Source organism: Bradyrhizobium sp. USDA 4449 (assembly GCF_054056275.1).
Genome location: NZ_JBSRYD010000001.1, coordinates 4238889 through 4257266 on the forward strand (window position 1 = coordinate 4238889; position 18378 = coordinate 4257266).

Below are 18378 nucleotides of genomic sequence, written 5' to 3' on the forward strand. Positions count from 1 at the left end.
AGATAGGCCATGACAGACGAAGTCAGGTTACCCCGCAAGCTTGCCGATGAGCCGGAAGGATCAAAGCCGGTCCGTCCCAGTCACCAGAAGGTCATCGATCAGGTCGAGCGCTGGGCCAATAGCCCTGGCCTGCAGCCACCGAGGAAGGAAGATGCGAAAGCGGTCTGAGCCCCACACCTTCGAACAGCAACTCGACGCACAGAGACTGCGGCTCGAGCAGGAGTTGTCGCGCCTGTCGGAGGGCAGTGAGCGCGATGCCGTTGCCGCGCGCATCGAGCAGCTTCAGATTGCTGCGGCGATGTACGATTTTCTGGTGCCGCGGGACGAGCCTGTCACGCCTCACTGAGCGCGCTCTGAGCGTTCCGCCTGGATGCCGCGTGAAGTGATGCGGAGCTTTCGCCTCAACAACCATGCGGAGACCGAGACGACCGCCCAGGCCAGGATGGCGGCCACGAATGCCCCGATCACGCTGGCCGCGACAAGAGCGTAGAAGGTAGCGGCGAACGCCACAAGACCAATGCTCCCCAAGCCGGCCCCCGCAGCATCGAGAGCTGCGGCCTGCTGCCCGCGCCTTCGCCCCGAGAGACCCGCCTTCTCCTTGGCCTGGCGCTCATGGCTTTCGATCAGCGTCGCGCTGGCGCAGAAGATCGCAGGGAGCGCGAGAAAGAGCCCTCCGACGGCGAGGCCAAAGCGTGCAGTCACGGCGCCCGCGAAAACCGTCGCCAATCCGCCCAGCAGGAAGCGAATGCCGTACTCGTACCACCGCGTTTGCTTCAGGGCCGACGATGATAGTTTGACCGGCATCAGGCGTTGCCCCCGAGCCCCGCGAGCAGACCGAAGGCGACCGCAAGCCACACGACTGACGCGACGAGGGTCGCAGGCAGCGCCGCGAGATGAAATCTCATCAGGAGATGGCAGACGGCGAGGCTGTAGCAGCCGAGGGCCATTGCCCCATAGATCATGGTCCAGCTTTCTGCCGCAGCATATCGGGGGCCGTGTTGGACGACGGCGATGCTCAGCGTGGCCAGCGCAACCGATGGCGCCGCGGCGAGGAGGCCGGCAAAGCTCTTGGGCCGCAAGATGTCGCCGAGAATTGCGAAGGCTGACACGATCATGCCGCCGGCGATGAAGCGGAGGAGATACTCGGTCATCGCCGAGCCCGGGACGCCATGCGTGATCGGCCGAGCGTGAGCGGACGTAGAATTCTCTCGATGGCGATGCCCAAGCTGAAGCCGGCCAGCACATCGCTCGCCCAATGCGCAAGCAGGACGACGCGCGTCAGCGAAAGCCCCACGGCGAGAACGCGAACGATCCGCCGCGGCGCTGTCGGAAGCAGGCCAGCGGCGGAGGCGAGGGCGCCCATGTGGACGGCGTGGCCGGACGGAAATGCATCTCGCGATCGCCCCGACAAGGGAACCCCGTGGCAATGGCCCAGAGCCGTCAGCCGATCCGGTCGCGTCTGATCGAACACCGACTTCAGCACATGCGGCAGCGCGGCGGTGACCAGCGACACCAGCACGATGTGATTTGCGGTCGGACGCTGCCTCGGCTCGCGCAGCTGGGCATAGACCCATCCAGCCAGGGCAAGCCCCATCAAGACATGCTCATCGGCTCCCCAGGTCAGCGTCTCGGCTGCATGCTCCAGCTTCGCGTTTGTGTGGTTCGCGATCTCCGTGGCGATCGCATTATCCACGCGTGTCGGTGTTACGGTGAAGAGGGCCATTGATCCAATGTGAACGAGCTATCATCATGACAGTTGCGTTACGCTCGTGTGACAACGGATCTTCTGGCCCACCGGTTCCCTTATGGCTGCCCGGATCCACCGGCTGCGCCATACACCTGTCCCGTCGCATAGCTCGCATCGGCGGCCGCGAGCTGCACGTAAATCGAAGCGAGTTCGGCAGGCTGACCGGGGCGGCCGAGCGGCGTCATGCCGCCGAATTTTTCCAGCTTCTCCATCGTGGCGCCGCCCGACACCTGCAGCGGCGTCCAGATCGGTCCCGGGGCTACGCCATTGACGCGAATGCCCTTGGATGCGAGCTGCTTGGCCAGCGACTTCACGTAATTCATGGTCGCGGCCTTGGTCTGCGCATAGTCGTAGAGATCAGGTGAGGGATCATAGGCTTGCTCGGATGTCGTGCCGACGATGCATGATCCGGGCTTGAGATGCGGCAGCGCCGCCTTGATGATCCAGAATGGCGCATAGATGTTGGTTTTCATGGTCGCGTCGAAATCTTCCGACGAGACGTCGAGGATCGAAGCGCGCGTCTGCTGCCGCGCCGCGTTGTTGACGATGATATCGAGCCCGCCGAGGCCCTGCACGGCCCGCTCGACCAACGTCTTGCAGAAAGCTTCGTCCTTGAGGTCGCCGGGAATCGCAAGCCCGGTGCGTCCCTCCTTCTTGATCAGCGCGATCACCTCCTGGGCGTCCGGCTCCTCGGCCGGCAGGTAGTTGATGGCGACGTCGGCGCCTTCGCGCGCATAGGCGATCGCCGCAGCCCGGCCCATGCCGGAATCGCCGCCGGTGATCAGCGCCTTGCGGCCAGAAAGGCGGCCAGAGCCCTTGTAGCTGGTCTCGCCGTGGTCGGGCGGCGGCTCCATCTTGCCGGCGAGACCGGGCCACGGCTGCGACTGCTTCTTGAACGGCGGCTTCGGATAGCGGGTGACGGGATCGATCAGGTCCTGCTCGGCCATCGTGTTTCCTTTCGCTGTCGAAGACGCCAGCGAGGCCGCAGCGAGCGTGGCGCTCGCGGCCTGAACGATGTGCCGGCGGGATAGTGAGGTCTTGTCTTGCTGGGCCATGCTGCTCTCCGCGATGTCGCGATCTCAATGCGCCGGGAGCCGCAACGTTGCTGGGAAAGCAAGGACGCCGGCCGAGCCGGCGTCCTCGAGGGGCCCTTCAAAAAAGATTACTTGGACTGACCGACGCTCGGCGCCTTGCCGAGTTCCCTGGCCATATCGAGATGGTGCTTGAGCGTCGGCAGGGTCTTGCCGGCCCAGTCCTTCAGCGCGGAATTGTCACCGCCCTTGGCGTAGCGATCGAACAGCGAGATCGCGTCCTCGTGTGCGCTGACCTGGTAGGAATTGTAGTCCGAGCTGAAATCCTTGCCCGAGGCGCTCTTGAGCTTGTCGAGCTTGCTCTGGTGCGAGCTGTCGAGCGCCGTCGGCAACGTGGCTTGCACCTTGCCATCATTGACGAGCGCCTTGAGCTCGCTGCTGGTCTTGGTGTGGTCAGTGACCATCTGTTGCGCGAAGGTTTTCTCCTGCGCGTTGCCCTTCTGCTCGGCGAGCTTGCTCGATTCGATCTCGAACATGTCGCTGATGGCGACTTCCTTGACGAAGTCAGCGGTGGCCGGCGCGACTCCCAGCGCGGAGTTGACGCCGGTCTTCTCACCGAGCGACTGGGCGAGGGCAGGGGTTGCGAGCAGCACGCAGGCGGCGACGATGATGGATCGTTTCACGGGCGGACCCTCCAGATTGAGCGCGGCCGTCAGGGCCGCGCGATGTTGCGCCGACCAACACCGCCTTGAGGCGGAGGTTCCTATCAGCTAATCCCTCGGATTCCTGCCGGTACGTCGGTTGATGGGATCGGTGGCCTTCCGGCGCAGCCGTTCCGGCAGGAACGGTTCGGCGGGGGTCGCCGTCGCTTCGGCGCGCACATCCGCGTGGTGCTGCGCCTGCTCATGCGAGGTGCGGTTGTCGTTGATCTGCCGCTTCACGTCGAGGCCGCCGACGGGGTCATTCACGCCATGCTGGGTGTCACGAAAATCGCTCATGGTTCACCTCGTTCCCGGGACATTGCGGGCGTCTTTGCTGAAACCAAGAACAGCGCGTTCCCGGCGATGTTCCTGCGTGGTCGCAGATGCCATCAGGAACGATCGCCCGTTCGAGCCCGTTGATTCACACATTGTCTGAGTGGAGAATCGAAATGTTGAATCAAGGTGAGCTGGACCGCAGCGAGATGGGCCGATTGATCGGCAGCGACAAGGTCGAGGGAACGTCGGTCTACGGCGCCGATCGCAACAAGATCGGTTCAATCGAACGTGTGATGATCGACAAGGTCAACGGCAGGGTATCCTACGCTGTGCTCGGCTTCGGCGGATTTTTGGGCCTCGGCAACGACCATTATCCCCTGCCGTGGCAATCGCTGAAATACGACACCGAGCTCGGCGGCTATGTCACCGGCATCACCGCCAAGTCGCTCGAAGGCGCCCCGAAATATGCTGAGAGCAGCGATTGGAACTGGGGCGACGATGCTGCGCTGCGCGGGATCAATGCCTATTACGGCGTTCCCGTCGTCTGAACGTTTCTGCAGAAAGGAACATCGATGAGCAAGGAACGGCCCACTGACGATCCCCGGGATCGGACCGACTGGGGTTCGCACAGGCAGACGGACACACCCTGGAAGGGCACTCCGGAGAAAGAACAGGGATCGGACAAGGTAAAGCCCGACCTCGAGAAATGGCAGGACTCGAACACGCACTGATGAGTGCGCGGAGCTGGTGAAGCGCGGGCACCGCGGTGACGCGCTTCTTTTTTGCGCAATGCAATCACGAATAGCGGCGTGGCTCCCGAGCCGCGGAACCATGCTTCAATGCTGCGGTTAGGCCTCCCGGCGTGGGCGCATGGCCAGGCCGTTTGCCGAAAAAGTCCCGATCGAGGTGCTCGCAGTGGATGCTCAAACCCGGGAGCATGGGCCGTCCGCGGAGCAACCGCAGAAGGTCGAAGCTCCGAAGAACTCGCCGGAATCAAAGCAGCCGACCAGGGAGCAATCGGGCAAGGCGGACAAGACGCCGTCGCTGCGCGACCGGCTTGCCGAGCACTGGTTGCTCGCAACCGTCGGCGCCATCGTGCTGATCGCAGCCTTGGTCGGCGGTCTGCTCTATTGGCTGGATGTCCGCCATTATGAATCGACCGACGATGCTTTCGTCGCCGCGCGCAGCTTTTCCGTGGCCTCGAAGGTCGGCGGCTACGTGACCGACATTCCGGTCACGGACAACCAGCACGTCGGCGCCGGCGATCTTCTCGCCAAGATCGACGAGCGCGATTACCGCATCGCCGTCGATCAGGCCGCGGCGCAGGTCGAGGTTTCCAAGGCCAACATTGCCAATGTCGAGGCGCAAATCGATTCCCAACAGGAGCAGATCAAGCAGGCGCAGGCCCAGCTCGAACAGGCCCGGGCCCAGCTCCAATTCTCGCAGGAGGAATCCGCGCGCGCCCAGGATCTGGTCGAGAAGGGCGCGGGCACCGTGCAGCGCCAGCAGCAGACCCGCTCCGATCTGCAGGCCCAGCAGGCCAACACCGAACGCGCCAATACGGCGGTGATAGCGGCGCAGGTCGGCATCAAGACGCTGCAAGCCCAGCTCGAAGGCGCCAAGGCGCAGCTCGAGCAGTCGCAGGCGCAGCTCGATCAGGCCAGGCTGAACCTGCAATACACCAGCGTCGTCGCCGCGCAGTCCGGCCGCGTGGTCAAGCTCTCCGGCGCCAAGGGCACCTTCGTCACGGCAGGACAGAGCCTGATGATGTTCGTGCCTGACGAGGTCTGGATCGTCGCCAACTACAAGGAAACCCAGCTTGCCGACATGCGGCCCGGCCAGCCGGTCGAGATCCGCATCGATGCCTATCCCGCACGCAAGCTGACCGGCCATGTCGATTCCGTGCAGCCCGGCTCCGGCACCGCGTTCAGCCTGCTGCCGGCCGAGAACGCCACCGGCAATTACGTCAAGGTGGTGCAGCGCGTGCCGGTGAAGATCGTGGTCGACAATTGGCCAGCCGATCTGCCTGTTGGTCCCGGCATGTCGGTCGTGCCCTGGACCAGGGTGCGATGACGGACGCGACGCAGGACGGCGCATCCGCCGGAGGTTGGTCGCCGGAACGCTCGGCGGCCGGCGGGCACAATCCCTATCTCATTGCCTTCGTGGTCTCGATCGCGACCTTCATGGAGGTGCTCGACACCACCATCGCCAACGTCGCGCTGCGCCACATCGCCGGCGGTCTTGCCGTCGGCATCGACGAGAGCACCTACGTCATCACCAGCTATCTCGTCGCCAACGCCATCGTGCTGTCGATCTCGGGCTGGCTGTCGACCGTGATCGGCCGCAAGCGCTTCTACATGATGTGCGTGGCGACGTTTTCGGTGGCGTCGCTGCTGTGCGGCTTCGCCTGGAATCTGGAGGCGCTGGTGCTGTTCCGGATTCTCCAGGGCCTTGGCGGCGGGGGCATGGCCACCAGCGAGCAGGCGATCCTCGCCGACTCCTTTCCGCCGCAGAAGCGTGGACAGGCCTTTGCGATCTACGGCGTCGCCGTGGTCGTCGCGCCGGTGATCGGCCCGACGCTCGGCGGCTGGATCACGGACACCTACAGCTGGCACTGGGTGTTCCTGATCAACGTGCCGATGGGGCTGCTCTCGCTGTTCCTGGTCGGCGCGCTGGTCAAGGAGCCGTCCGGCGCGGAAGAGGAGCGGCAGGAACTGCTGAGCAGGGGCCTGCGCGTCGACTATGTCGGCTTCGCGCTGGTCGCGATCGGGCTCGGCTCGCTCGAATTCGTTCTCGACGAAGGCCAGCGCAACGACTGGTTCGGCTCGAACATGATCATCGTCTTCGCGGTGCTGTCGGCTGTGTCGCTGCTCGCGCTGATTCCTTGGGAGCTGACGCGTGAGGATCCGATCGTGGACCTCCGTCTGCTCGGCCGCCGCCAGTTCGCCGCCTGCTTCCTGGTCATGCTCGCCACTGGCGCGGTGCTGATCTCGACAACCCAGATTCTGCCGCAGTTGCTCCAGACCGAGTTGAACTACACGGCCACGCTGGCCGGACTCGCCTTGTCGCCCGGCGGGATCGCGACGTTGATATTGATGCCGGTGGTGGGCCGCCTTGTCGGCACGGTTCAGCCGAAATATCTGATCATGTTCGGGGCCGCCATCGTTGCACTGTCGATGTGGCATCTGACCGGAATCAATGGCGACATCACCTACGGCTATGCGGCGCTGTCGCGCATCTTCCTCGCGATGGGTCTGCCCTTCCTGTTCCTGCCGGTGACGACGGCGTCCTATGACGGTGTGCCGCCGGACAAGACCAACCAGGCCTCGGCGCTGATCAACGTCGCCCGCAACATCGGCGGCTCCATGGGTGTCGCGCTGGCGCAGACGGTATTGGCGCAGCGCCAGCAATTCCATCAGAGCCGGCTGATCGAGCACGCCGCGCCGTCCGATCTCGGCTACCAGCAGACCATCGATGCGATGACCCGGTACTTCCAGGCTCAGGGCTCGAATGCGAGTGATGCTGCTTCGCAAGCGGTGGCCTGGGTCGGCAAAACCTTGCAGCAGCAGGTCGACTTCCTCGCTTATATCGACGTGTTCTGGACGCTCGCCATCATCGCGGTGCTGATGATCCCGACGGCCGCCGTGCTGCGTCCGATCGATCTCGGCGCACCGTCGCGGGGGCATTGAGCTCCTTCCGTCATTCGAGCGCAGCGAAGCGATCCGGAGTCGCTCCGCGAAAAGATTCTGGATCGCTTCGTCCCTTCAGCGCAAGATTGCTCCGCAATTTGTCGCGAGCGCCTCGCAAGGACGATGGTGCGAGACGGAACTCACCCCACCGCTTCCTTCTGCCCGGGCCCCGCATGCACATGCACCTGTTTCGCATGCAGCGGTTCGCCGCATTCGGAGCACACCATGACAGGGTCGAACAGCTTGCCGCAGGTCTTGTGCTGGTGCAGCAGCGGGCGGCCGCGCTCGTCGCCCATATGGGTGTCGCCCCAATGCACCATCGCCATGATGACAGGGTAGAAGTCGAGGCCCTTCTGCGTGAGGATGTATTCGTAGCGTTTCGGCGCCTCGGAATAGGGCACGCGCCGCAGGATGCCGAAGCGCACCAGCTTCTTCAGTCGCTCCGAGAGAAGATGCCGGGTGATCTGGAGCGAGGACTGGAACGCCTCGAAGCGGCGCACGCGCAGGAAGCATTCGCGCAGGATCAGGAGCGTCCAGCGGTCCCCGACCACCGCCACGGTGCGCGAGAGCGAGCAGGGCTCTTCCTCCAGCATGTCCCACTTCATGATCCGGTCTCCGGCCTCGATCGCCTAAGTCTGAAAAAGGAACTGACTTGAATGATCAGCGATATTCTAAAACAAGCTTACCATACGGGGCCTGAATTTGACAGTTCTATTTTAGAACTATAGCCTTCGCTCCAATCACAGACTTTCACCGGAGGAGGCGACCTTGCCCAAGCGAAATGCGACCGTGGCCGTGATCGGGGCCGGCGATTTCATCGGCTCCGAGATCGCGAAGAAATTCGCAGCCGAAGGCTTTTCGATCTACGCCGGCCGCCGCAACGGCGACAAGCTCGCGGCGCTGGTGAGCGACATCGAAGCGGCCGGCGGCGAGATCCACGCGCGCTCGCTGGATGCGCGAAAGGAGGAGGAGATCATCTCCTTCCTCGACGACGCCGACAAGCATGCGCCGCTGGAGGTCTGCATCTTCAATGTCGGCGCCAACGTCAATTTCCCGATCCTCGACACCACCGAGCGCGTGTTTCGCAAGGTCTGGGAGATGGCCTGCTATTCCGGCTTTCTCGCGGGTCGCGAGGCGGCACGGCTGATGCTGCCCCGCGGCGGCGGCAAGATCTTCTTCACCGGTGCGACGGCATCCTTGCGCGGCGGCAGCGGCTTTGCCGCGTTTGCCAGCGCCAAATTCGGACTGCGCGCGGTGGCGCAGGCGATGGCACGCGAGCTTGGGCCGAAGAACATCCATGTCGCCCATCTCATCATCGATTCCGGTGTCGACACCGAATGGGTGCGGCAGCGTCGGCTCGAGTCGCTCGGGCCCAACGCGCTCGACAATCCCGATCTGCTGATGCCGCCCTCCGCGGTCGCCGATTCCTATTGGCAGCTCTATCAGCAGCCGAAGAGCGCCTGGACCTTCGAGATGGAGATCCGCCCGTTCGGCGAGAAATGGTGAACACGGCGCCAAAGTCCGGCTAGACTGATCTCGAGCAAAATTCTTGGAGGATCTGTAAGTGAAGACCGCGATCACCGAACTGTTCGGCATCGAGCATCCCATCATCCAGGGCGGCATGCATTTCGTCGGCTTTGCCGAGCTGGCCGCCGCCGTCTCCAATGCCGGCGGCCTCGGCATCATCACCGGGCTCACGCAGAAGACGCCGGAGCTCCTCGCCAGGGAGATCGCCCGCTGCCGTGACATGACCGACAAGCCGTTCGGTGTGAACCTCACCTTCCTGCCGACCTTTGCGGCGCCGCCTTATCCGGAATACATCGCAGCCATCGTCGAGGGCGGCATCAAGGCGGTGGAGACCGCGGGGCGCAGCCCGGAAGCATACATGCCTGCCCTGAAGGCTGCCGGCATCAAGGTCATCCACAAATGCACCTCGGTTCGCCACTCGCTGAAGGCCGAGCGCATCGGCTGCGATGCCGTCAGCGTCGACGGGTTCGAGTGCGGCGGCCACCCCGGTGAGGACGACATCCCCAACATGATCCTGCTGCCGCGCGCGGCGGAGGAGTTGAAGATCCCGTTCGTGGCGTCCGGCGGCATGGCCGATGGGCGCAGCCTCGTCGCGGCGCTGTCGCTGGGTGCATCAGGCATGAACATGGGCACGCGTTTCATCGCGACCAGGGAAGCGCCGGTTCATCAGAACGTGAAGAACGCGCTGGTGGCGGCGACCGAGCTCGACACCCGCCTGATCATGCGGGCGCTGCGCAATACCGAGCGCGTATTGAAGAACGCCAATGTCGATCGCCTGCTCGAGATCGAGCATGCCCGGGGTGACAAGCTCACGATCGACGACATCCACGACCAGGTCGCGGGCGTCTATCCCAAGATCATGCTGGATGGGCAGATGGATGCCGGCGCCTGGAGCTGCGGCATGGTCGCGGGACTCATCCACGATATCCCCTCCTGCAAGGAACTCGTGGATCGAATCATGGATGAAGCGGAACAAATCATCCGCAACCGTCTGATAGGGTTCCTGGATGGGACAGGTACGACGCGAAAGGTCGCGTGACACCGCCAAACTTCTTAACCAAGGCGGCAGTTGACCGCTGGAATTACGCGCGGCGCCTCCTAAATAGGAGCAAATTACTCCTTGACGATCAATTTCAGGAGGCGTCTGTGGTCCTGAAAAGCGTTCCCGTTGCGGTTGCCCTTGCGCTCGTGCTTGCGGTGGGCGGTTTCGCGCGCGCGGACGACTACAAGCCTGACGAATATTTTGGTCTCGATCTCTCCAAGGCGGTCCTGTCGCCGAAGCGGCTCGGGCCCGAGACGCAGTTCGCGCCGGTCGCGCTGGAGGCGAAGGGCGGCAACGAAGCACAGGCCCATGCCCAGCCCGTCGACGTGCCGAAGAAGGTTGCGGCCGAACGCGTGCACGTGTCGGAGCCGAAGATCGCTCGCACCAAGGGCACTCAGCCGCGCGGTGCAGCGCGCACCAGGCTCGCGCACCGCCACGGCAATCCGCTGGACGCGCAGGCGATGGACACGCGCATCCAGACCTGGCCGTGCCGTTCCGGCGGCATCTGCAACTGGAAGCACTGAGCCGGTCCGAGACCGTCACCTCCGCGTCGCAAAACCGTCGGCGCGGAGTCAAGGAAACGTAAGCTAGCCGTCAAACGGCGCAGGCACCTTCCGTCGCGAATCGACGAAGGTCTCCTGAATGGCAACGCTCCGCGCCCCGGGCGCATGGACTCGGCGGCAGTTCTTGGTTCGCTCCGCGTCCTCACTCGCCACCGCCTCGCTCGCAAAACCTTCCATCAGTCGCGCCGCTGACCGCCCGCAGGTCACGGGCGGGATTCAATCCGGCGACGTCTCGGACGGGGCTGCCGTGATCTGGGCCCGTTCCGACCGGCCCGCCCGGATGAGGGTGGAGTGCTCGACCGTCGAGAGCTTCAGGACGATCATTGCGTCAGCGTCGCGCGACGCTCTGCCGGATGCCGATTTCACCGCAAAGCTGCGGCTCGACGATTTGCCCGCCGGGCAGGACATCTTCTACCGCGTGCGGTTCGACGACCTCGCGACCGGTCTCGCCGGCGAAAGCCGCGTCGGCCATTTCCGCACCGCGCCGCTTGCAGGACAATCAATCTCGTTCGTATGGTCGGGCGACGTCGCAGGACAAGGCTGGGGCATCGATAGCTCGCGCGGCGGCTATCGCAGCTATCGCACCATGCTTGAGAACCGTCCGGATTTCTTCATCCACTCCGGCGATCACATCTATGCCGATTGCACGATCCCGTGCGAGCAGAAGCTGCCGAACGGTGAGATCTGGCGCAATGTCGTGACCGAGGAAAAATCGGAAGTCGCGCATACGCTGGCGCAATTCCGTGGCAACTACAAATACAACCACCTCGACGAGAACTTCCGCGCGTTCCATGCGGAGGTGCCGATGTTCGCGCAATGGGACGATCACGAGGTCACCAACGATTGGTCGCCGACCGGCAGCTACGACGACGCCGGCTATGAGGACGACGGCACGCCGCGCCTGGTCGCCCGCGCCCGTCGCGCCTTCTTCGATTTCATGCCGATCCGCAATGTCGGCGCGCGGCCGGGGCGCGTGTATCGCGAGATTCCCTACGGCCCGCTGCTCGACGTCTTCATGATCGACATGCGCAGCTATCGCGACGAAACCTGGAACAAGGGCCATGATCATCGTGGCTGGATTCTGGGTGCCGAGCAGCTCGCCTGGCTGAAGCGCGAGCTCGCCGCCTCGCGCGCGACCTGGAAGGTGATTGCGGCCGATTTGCCGATTGGCCTGATCAGTCTCGATGCCGTGGCCCTCGGCGACGGCCCGCCTGACCGGCGCGAGCACGAGATCGCCGATCTGCTCGCATCCATCAAGCGCGCCGGGGTCCGCAACATCGTCTGGCTCACCGCCGACATGCACTACACGGCTGCCCACTACTATGATCCAAACAGAGCGCAATTCAGCGATTTCGAGCCCTTCTGGGAGTTCGTCTCCGGTCCGCTGCATGCCGGCACCTGGGGGCCGGGCGAACTCGACGACACGTTTGGCCCGGTCGCGATGTATCGGAACGGCGCCAGCGAAAGCCAGGGCGAGAACCTCGCGCCCTGCTTCGGCCTGCAATTCTTCGGCCGTGTGGACATCGACGGTGGGAGCGGCGTGATGACCGTGACCTTGAAGGACGTCGGCAACCGCGACCTCTGGTCGGTCGACCTCGTGCCGCAGCCGCAGGCCCGTCCGGCCGTGGTGGCGCAGCATTCGTGAGGGGCCGCTGGTTGTCCAACCTCTCCCGCGAGCGCGGGGCAATCGCACATGGTGTGCAGGATGCAGCATCGGCAGCGGGCTCCCTGTCCCGCAAGCGTGAGAGGCGGAGCCCGCGCACGATGCGTTGATATGCGATGGCCAGCCCCGCAAGCGGCAGGGAGGCTCCTAACCCTATCTTGATTGGCCGTCACGTGCCTGTCGCGCTATGATGCCCGTTCCCGCCACCTCTTTTCCATCATCGAAGAGTCTGCTCACGCGGCATCGCCGCGTGCATCCGGCGGCTGGAATTCCTCAGGAGCCTGTTCAATGGACCATCTGAAAACACGGGGCATCAGCATGCCCAAGCTCGGCCTCGGCACCTTCCGCATGCAGGGCGATGCCTGCCGCGAAGCGGTCGAGAGCGCGCTGTCGATCGGCTATCGCCACATCGACACCGCCGAAATGTATGCCAACGAGGATGCGATCGGTGCCGCGCTCGCGACGGCCTCCGTGCCGCGCGGCGAACTGCATGTCACGACCAAGGTCTGGCACGAGAATCTCACGCCGGACGCGATCCGCCGCGCCTTCGATGCCAGCCTGACCAAGCTAAGGCTCGATCACGTCGACCTCTATCTCGTGCATTGGCCGTCGAGATCGGCGAACTGGGGCGCGGTATTCGAGGCGCTGATGAAGCTGAAGGAAGAGGGGCGGACGCGCGCGATCGGCGTCGCCAATTTCACCACGGCGCTGCTCAAGATCGCGGTCGAGGACGTCAGGGCGCCGATCGCCTGCAATCAGGTCGAATATCACGCGATGCTGGATCAATCGAAGGTGCTGGCCTATCTCAAGGCGACGTCGATCCCGCTCGTCGCCTATTGCCCGCTCGCGCAGGGACGTTTTGCGACCGATCCGGTGCTTGCCGAAATCGGCGCGAAGCACAATGCGAGCGCCGCGCAGGTCGCGCTGAAATGGCTGCTCGACCAGGATGGCGTCGCCGCGATCCCGAAGGCGTCACGCCGCGAGAGCCAGAAGGCCAATCTGGATGCGCTGAAGATCAAGCTGGACGATGCGGATCGCGAGAAGATCGCAGCGCTGCCGAAGGACAAGCGGTGCGTCAATCCCGGCTTCGCGCCGGCCTGGGATTAGGGCTCTTTACCCTCTCCCGTTGTGGCAGAGGGCGGCTTTGCGAAGCAAAGCCGGGTGAAGGGGGACTCTATGTACGGACCGCGTTTCGAGTGGCAAGAACCCCTCATCCGGCGCTTCGCGCCACCTTCTCCCATAAGGGGAAAGCAGATTGCAAGCGATGTCAGGTACTTGGTGGGACAAAGTCCCTGAGAAAAACCCACGACGGTTACGGTGATTGCGACTATTGCTATCCGCAAAGGGACAGCCCCAACTCTCCCACGCGCCAAAAGAAGAAACGCATAGGTGATACAATCAGCTTCGCACGCGAATCGGATCGGATGCGATGCTGCCCAAAATACAGAATGCGAGCGAGGTGATCGTCGGCGAACTAGCCGTTCCGGGCAATTGGATCGTCGGGAATATTGAGACCACCGGTTCGTGGCCGGTCAAATCCCAAAAGGTGATCTATCGCGGGCGAGAGATTTGGATTCTTCCGATTGCACACGATCTAGTTCCGGCAGTCGCGGCTAGGTGTCCACCCTCTGATAGCCGCGAGGATTGCGAACGACTGTTGATGAGGTTCCTGAGCGCGCTCGCTTGGGTCAATCGCACCGGAATACTGGTCAGCGGATTCGGTGGCGGCGGACTGCCAAGGCAGATGAGGCACGAGTCCAGCCTTGGCATATCGATCTGCCAAGACTTCGACCTGCAATATCTTCCTGAGCCGACCGATGACAAGGCACTGCTCGCCCTTGCATTGATGCGCGAGGGTCGCGGGCTGAATCATCCCGGATATTCCTTCCTGTCTTTCTACCGCGTTCTTGAAGTCGCGCTAGGTCAAGGCAAGAAACGGCAAATCGAATGGATCAATGATCAGATCACGCACGGCTTAGGGCATTATCCAAAAGATGCGATCGACGGTCTCCGACAACAAGGAATCGCCGACATCGGAGCACACTTGTACGAGTCGGGTCGCTGCGCCATAGCGCATGCTGCCGAGGAGCCAATTATTGACCCCGACGATCCTATCGATGCACGGCGGTTATGGACTGAACGTCCGCTCATGCTTGAACTCGCCGAACGGGCAATTGAAGAGAAGCTTGGTGTTGAGACCGCATTTACAGTCTACGACAAGCATCTCTATGAGCTTGAAGGGTTCAAGCGCGTCTTAGGCGAAGAAATTGTCGGCCACTTGGTTCGCGCCGATGATCCGCCGAATGAGCTTATGGTGGATATCCCGAATATCGGCGTTCGCATACGGAAACACGAGCCATACGCGCCGCTTTCAAATCTGACCATCAGAGAGGCGTCGAGCTGCAAGCACAAGGCCTGCCTCGTGTTTGCTCTTGGCGATGATCTCATCAGATTCCGCGTGACGCTCGACTTCGCCGAGGAGCGCCTGCACTTTAGCTTATTCCATGACATCGCCTATCGCGACGACGGCACGGCTGAAGGGGCCGAGATGTTTGCGGAAGTGTTGCGTTTCCAAGCGGATTTGCTTGGCAACGGCCAACTTCAGATCACCAACGCAGATACAGGTGAACTGCTGTCTCGGAAGGATGCCTACCTTCCCGTCAACATAATCCAGAATCCCCACGGTTCAGATGCGCTCATAGCTCGCTGGCGGTGGTTGGCACGAAAGCGGCGCCACTTAAATTCCCTCTTCGAACAAGAAATGGCGCGTTGGGCGCAGCCCTATGACATTCGAGTCACGCCGCCCTTGGGTGCGACGCCTTGAACTCCGGCGCGCGATCCGGCCTTTCTCACGCTGCCCGCACCTCGAACGCCGCAGCAGCCGCGATGCCGCGTTGAACTCGCCAAGATCAGCTTCAGGCTATCGAGTCGATATCCTCGACGTCACTTTTTCCCACAAGGGGAGAATGAGGGACACGCACAGAAAATGGCCCCGCGAGGGGCCATTTCCAGTTTGCGTTGCGCATTAGTCCCAGTGGCGATGATGACGCTTGATCACCACGACATTGTCGCGATGGTGCCAGCCGCGATGCCAGCCGTAGTCACGATGCTCGCGGAATTCGGCGCGGGCGCCGTACGGGCCGTGATGGCCGTGCTTGACGATCACAGTCTCAGCACTTGCCAGCGTCGGCGCCGCAACCGCGAGCGCACCCAGAGCGGCAACGACATAACCAAGCTTCTTCATGATGTCCTCCTCCAATCGAATGCAAATTTAAACGGCGCATTCGCATGAACGTTCCGGAGGAACGGCAAGAGAATTCTGAATGGATGTTCAGGATCAAACAATGGTTAATCGCAGCGCTGCTGCAGCGGCGTCGGCGCGCCGGTCTTGACGTATTTGCCGTCCCTGATCGTGTACTCGCCGCGTTCGCTGCGATTGTAGATCGCGCGCAGGCTGCCGTCGTTCGAAAGCATCAGCCCGAATTCGCGCGTCTGCCGAAGCGAGGGGAAGTACACCATCACATTGAGCAGGCCTTCGGCGTCGACGGTGGCGGACACCACCTCGTTCTCATCCTTGGCGTCGCCGAAGTTGCGCCCGTACATCACCCGGCCGTCCTTCCGGACCTCGTAAGTCAGCAGCGCGCCCTTGTCGCGGTCTGGTCTGACAGCACAGTCGACGGCCCACGAGCCGAGCAACCCCCACTGCTCGACCGTCGCCGCGAGCGTCTCGGCATGCGCGAGCGGCGCGAACACGATCCAGAGCACCGCGGCCGTGGCCCAGCGGCTCAAACAACGCGTCATATCCTGAAAGGCCCCGCCTCGAAGAATTCCAAAGTGTATATCCCGACGCGGTCGCGACCTCTAGGCGCGCTTCTCGACATTGGCGCTGCGCGCCGGCACGCCGAACTCATTGCGGCAGACCTCGGCGAGTACGGCGACCCCCTCCCGGATCTGCTGATGCGACGGGCTCCCAAAGCACATCCGGAGGCGTGAGCCGGCGTAAGCCTTGTTGGTCGACCACTCCGGTCCGGGATTGATCGCGACACCGGCGGCAAGCGCAGCCTTGTGGAGTTTGAGCGTATCGACCTGGTCGGGCAGCTTCAGCCAGAGGAAGATGCCGCCCTTCGGCTCCTCGAATTCGGCCGCGGTCCCGAACTGTTCGTTGAGCGCTTCCATCAGCGTATCGAGCTTGGCGCGTAGCGCTTTCGTCAGCGTCGGCACATGGCTCGCGAAATGCTGAAGGCAATAGGTGCCGAGCACCATCTGCTCCAGCGCCCCGGAGCCTGCATCCGTCTTCAGCGCCAGCATTCGCGACATCGCATCCCAGGGTGCCACGATGAAGCCGACGCGCAGCGCCGGCGCGATCGACTTCGAGAACGAGCCGATATGGATCACGCCGCCGTGCTGGCTCATCGCGTAAATCGCCGGTGGCCGTTGTCCCGACCAGACCAGATCGCTATAGCAATCGTCCTCGAAGACGGGGACGCCGTACGCGGCGGACAGTCGCAGCAACTCGGCGCGGCGCGTCTCCGGCATGATGGTGCCGGTCGGATTCTGCACGGTCGGAATGGTGTAGATGTATTTCGGCCGGATGCCGCGGTTCTTCAGCTCCGCCAGCGCCGCGGCCAGCACGTCCATGCGCATGCCGTGCTCGTCGAGGGGAACGCCGACGGCGTTGACGCCCAGCCGTGCGAGCCGGTCGAGCGAACCCTGATACGTTTCCTGCTCGACGATCACGGTGTCGCCGCGCGCCAACAGGGCGTTGTTGACGAGGTCGAGCGCCTGCAGCGAGCCGGAGACGATCATGAGGTCGTCGACCGTGCAGCTGATTCCGGCGTCGCGCTTCAGTTTTGTCACCAGGAATTCGCGGAGCGGCACGTAGCCCTGGGGCCCATGCGCCAGTCCGTAGGTGGCGAGCGAACGGCCCTCGCGTTGCAGGGCCAGCGTGGCCGCCTCGATCAGCTCATCGACCGGCACCTGCTCGGAATCGTTGTTGCCGCCGACGAAGCTGTATTTGGCGAGGCCCGTCCAGCGTGCAGAGGGGGCCGGCAGCCCTGCGGGAAACAGGGGCCCGAAATCGAAGCTGAACGTCATGGCAGCGCTCCTCGTTGTTTTTATTGGGCGGCCGGCCTGATCCGGGCCGGGCGCCGCGATCTCGATGATGTCATCATGCCAGTGTTTTGCCCGACGCGTCAAACGGAATTCGTAAAATCAGCATTCATGTCATGCGCGGCCGCTATGCCGTTGATTTTTGGATCCGGCTACTGTGCATGGGGTTGTTTTCGTGTTTCGATCTGGGCCGCGACAGCGCTCGCACGAGCTGCTTTACTTTTTGCCGACCGTCCTGGTCGGGCGTCCCTGGCTGATGAAAGCGTAATGCGCATTGGCGACGCCGCCAACCATCAAGGCCTCGACCGCCGGCTCGGCGATCTCGCCGGTGGCGGCCCAGTCGACGATGAAATTGGCCCCGGTCCCGCCGCGCACGTCATCGGTCGGAATGAAGATCGAGATGGTGGCGAGCGGCTTCACGGCGACCGGCGCCTTCAGATAGCTCTCGACCTGCTTGCCCGCGGTGTCGAAATAGGCGATGCGCCTGACCACCAGTGCTTGCGTCTCGGACGCATTGTGGACGCTCAGCGTCACCGAAAAATCGACCCGCAGCTTGCCCTGGCTCATCGCGACGCTGGAATAGGCCGGCACGTAGAAGCCGCCGGTCACGGCGAGTGGCTCATTCGGCATGGCTTGAAGCGAATCGGCAAAAGTCTGTTCGAGGTTCACTTTGGGCTGCGCGGAGGCTTGCCCGGCGAAGGCGAGCGGGCCTAGCAGCATTGCGGTGGCGAGAGCCGCATGAATGTGACGAATTGCTCGTTTGCCGCGCTGCACCCGGTCTCCAGGGTGCGGCAAAACGGACCAATCTGGCATGCACGAGCTCATTCGCGACACTCTCTGTATCCTGTCTGCCCGGATGCTGGGCCTGCTCGCCCATTCTGCCGGCAACCGCTGATCCCGCCCTACCTTATCGCCGGCCTCTGCACAGGTCCATTCGGTGCCGGCTGTGCTCGCGGCTCTCCATCAGCGCCATCGCGGGGTTCGGCCTGATCTTCATGCTGTTCATGATCGGCCTCTTCGATGCAAGCCC

General features: G+C 63.2%; 22 protein-coding genes and 1 pseudogene. 12 read left to right on the forward strand and 11 right to left on the reverse strand.

Annotation, left to right across the window (positions count from 1 at the left end; translation table 11 throughout):
* The first annotated feature begins 9 nt into the window (after window positions 1-9).
* A complete protein-coding gene (locus tag ACVIIW_RS19760) occupies window positions 10-168 on the forward strand; it encodes a hypothetical protein (RefSeq protein ID WP_456702255.1) in 159 nt (52 codons plus the stop codon).
* On the forward strand, window positions 152-346 hold the full coding sequence (locus ACVIIW_RS19765) for a hypothetical protein (RefSeq protein WP_456702256.1): 195 nt from the start codon (window positions 152-154) through the stop codon (window positions 344-346). The genes ACVIIW_RS19760 and ACVIIW_RS19765 overlap by 17 nt, the downstream gene beginning before the upstream one ends.
* Here ACVIIW_RS19765 and ACVIIW_RS19770 read toward each other — a convergent pair.
* The 6 genes from ACVIIW_RS19770 to ACVIIW_RS19795 form a co-directional block, all read right to left on the reverse strand.
* A complete protein-coding gene (locus ACVIIW_RS19770; protein WP_456702257.1) occupies window positions 340-804 on the reverse strand; it encodes a DUF3147 family protein in 465 nt (154 codons plus the stop codon). The genes ACVIIW_RS19765 and ACVIIW_RS19770 overlap by 7 nt on opposite strands.
* The gene (locus tag ACVIIW_RS19775; RefSeq protein ID WP_456702258.1) at window positions 804-1151 is read right to left on the reverse strand and encodes a DUF3147 family protein; all 348 of its coding nucleotides are present in this window, start codon (window positions 1149-1151) and stop codon (window positions 804-806) included. Before ACVIIW_RS19775 ends, ACVIIW_RS19770 begins: the two co-directional genes overlap by 1 nt.
* Window positions 1148-1723 (reverse strand): phosphatase PAP2 family protein, encoded by a 576-nt coding sequence (locus tag ACVIIW_RS19780; protein ID WP_456702259.1) that lies wholly within the window; start codon window positions 1721-1723, stop codon window positions 1148-1150. The genes ACVIIW_RS19775 and ACVIIW_RS19780 overlap by 4 nt, the downstream gene beginning before the upstream one ends.
* Before the next feature lie 80 nt (window positions 1724-1803).
* A complete protein-coding gene (locus ACVIIW_RS19785; protein WP_456705201.1) occupies window positions 1804-2694 on the reverse strand; it encodes an SDR family oxidoreductase in 891 nt (296 codons plus the stop codon).
* Between the two features lie 215 nt (window positions 2695-2909).
* Window positions 2910-3461 (reverse strand): DUF4142 domain-containing protein, encoded by a 552-nt coding sequence (locus ACVIIW_RS19790; protein ID WP_456702260.1) that lies wholly within the window; start codon window positions 3459-3461, stop codon window positions 2910-2912.
* Between the two features lie 87 nt (window positions 3462-3548).
* Window positions 3549-3776 (reverse strand): hypothetical protein, encoded by a 228-nt coding sequence (locus ACVIIW_RS19795; RefSeq protein WP_456702261.1) that lies wholly within the window; start codon window positions 3774-3776, stop codon window positions 3549-3551.
* Between the two features lie 152 nt (window positions 3777-3928).
* Here ACVIIW_RS19795 and ACVIIW_RS19800 point away from each other — a divergent pair, with 152 nt between their 5' ends.
* From ACVIIW_RS19800 to ACVIIW_RS19810, 3 genes are all read left to right on the forward strand, one after another.
* Window positions 3929-4303, forward strand: a complete 375-nt coding sequence (locus tag ACVIIW_RS19800) for a PRC-barrel domain-containing protein (protein WP_456702262.1) — start codon at window positions 3929-3931, stop codon at window positions 4301-4303.
* A 367-nt stretch (window positions 4304-4670) separates the two neighbouring features.
* Window positions 4671-5828, forward strand: a complete 1158-nt coding sequence (locus ACVIIW_RS19805; protein ID WP_456705202.1) for an HlyD family secretion protein — start codon at window positions 4671-4673, stop codon at window positions 5826-5828.
* Window positions 5825-7444, forward strand: coding sequence for a DHA2 family efflux MFS transporter permease subunit (locus ACVIIW_RS19810; RefSeq protein ID WP_456702263.1), 1620 nt, complete (start codon window positions 5825-5827; stop codon window positions 7442-7444). Before ACVIIW_RS19805 ends, ACVIIW_RS19810 begins: the two co-directional genes overlap by 4 nt.
* A 140-nt stretch (window positions 7445-7584) precedes the next feature.
* Here ACVIIW_RS19810 and ACVIIW_RS19815 read toward each other — a convergent pair whose 3' ends face one another.
* Window positions 7585-8049 (reverse strand): winged helix-turn-helix transcriptional regulator, encoded by a 465-nt coding sequence (locus tag ACVIIW_RS19815; protein ID WP_456702264.1) that lies wholly within the window; start codon window positions 8047-8049, stop codon window positions 7585-7587.
* Between the two features lie 163 nt (window positions 8050-8212).
* Between ACVIIW_RS19815 and ACVIIW_RS19820 the strand changes: the two genes are divergently transcribed.
* The 6 genes from ACVIIW_RS19820 to mauJ all read left to right on the forward strand — a co-directional run bounded on the left by ACVIIW_RS19820 (window position 8213) and on the right by mauJ (window position 15063).
* Window positions 8213-8950 (forward strand): SDR family oxidoreductase, encoded by a 738-nt coding sequence (locus tag ACVIIW_RS19820; RefSeq protein WP_456702265.1) that lies wholly within the window; start codon window positions 8213-8215, stop codon window positions 8948-8950.
* A 58-nt stretch (window positions 8951-9008) separates the two neighbouring features.
* Window positions 9009-10010, forward strand: coding sequence for an NAD(P)H-dependent flavin oxidoreductase (locus tag ACVIIW_RS19825; RefSeq protein ID WP_456702266.1), 1002 nt, complete (start codon window positions 9009-9011; stop codon window positions 10008-10010).
* A gap of 107 nt (window positions 10011-10117) precedes the next feature.
* Window positions 10118-10537: a hypothetical protein gene (locus ACVIIW_RS19830; RefSeq protein WP_456702267.1), complete on the forward strand. Its 420-nt coding sequence runs from the start codon at window positions 10118-10120 to the stop codon at window positions 10535-10537.
* A 118-nt stretch (window positions 10538-10655) separates the two neighbouring features.
* Window positions 10656-12221, forward strand: coding sequence for an alkaline phosphatase D family protein (locus ACVIIW_RS19835; protein ID WP_456702268.1), 1566 nt, complete (start codon window positions 10656-10658; stop codon window positions 12219-12221).
* Window positions 12222-12527: 306 nt separating this feature from the next.
* Window positions 12528-13346, forward strand: coding sequence for an aldo/keto reductase (locus ACVIIW_RS19840; protein ID WP_456702269.1), 819 nt, complete (start codon window positions 12528-12530; stop codon window positions 13344-13346).
* 322 nt (window positions 13347-13668) lie between these two features.
* Window positions 13669-15063 carry a methylamine utilization protein MauJ gene (gene mauJ / locus ACVIIW_RS19845; RefSeq protein ID WP_456702270.1) on the forward strand — a complete coding sequence of 465 codons (1395 nt, stop codon included), beginning with the start codon at window positions 13669-13671 and terminating at the stop codon, window positions 15061-15063.
* A gap of 201 nt (window positions 15064-15264) precedes the next feature.
* On the opposite strand, the gene ACVIIW_RS19850 is transcribed toward mauJ, so the two are convergent.
* From ACVIIW_RS19850 to ACVIIW_RS19865, 4 genes are all read right to left on the reverse strand, one after another.
* Window positions 15265-15483: a hypothetical protein gene (locus tag ACVIIW_RS19850; RefSeq protein WP_092227754.1), complete on the reverse strand. Its 219-nt coding sequence runs from the start codon at window positions 15481-15483 to the stop codon at window positions 15265-15267.
* A 104-nt stretch (window positions 15484-15587) separates the two neighbouring features.
* On the reverse strand, window positions 15588-16040 hold the full coding sequence (locus ACVIIW_RS19855; RefSeq protein ID WP_456702271.1) for a hypothetical protein: 453 nt from the start codon (window positions 16038-16040) through the stop codon (window positions 15588-15590).
* A 60-nt stretch (window positions 16041-16100) separates the two neighbouring features.
* Window positions 16101-17333: an aminotransferase-like domain-containing protein gene (locus ACVIIW_RS19860; RefSeq protein ID WP_456702272.1), complete on the reverse strand. Its 1233-nt coding sequence runs from the start codon at window positions 17331-17333 to the stop codon at window positions 16101-16103.
* A gap of 231 nt (window positions 17334-17564) precedes the next feature.
* Window positions 17565-18068, reverse strand: a complete 504-nt coding sequence (locus ACVIIW_RS19865) for a DUF3124 domain-containing protein (protein WP_456705203.1) — start codon at window positions 18066-18068, stop codon at window positions 17565-17567.
* A gap of 91 nt (window positions 18069-18159) precedes the next feature.
* On the opposite strand from ACVIIW_RS19865, the pseudogene ACVIIW_RS19870 reads away from it, so the two are divergent.
* Window positions 18160-18364 (forward strand): annotated as a pseudogene (locus ACVIIW_RS19870) (cation:proton antiporter); the annotation flags it as partial.
* Window positions 18365-18378: the final 14 nt, after the last annotated feature.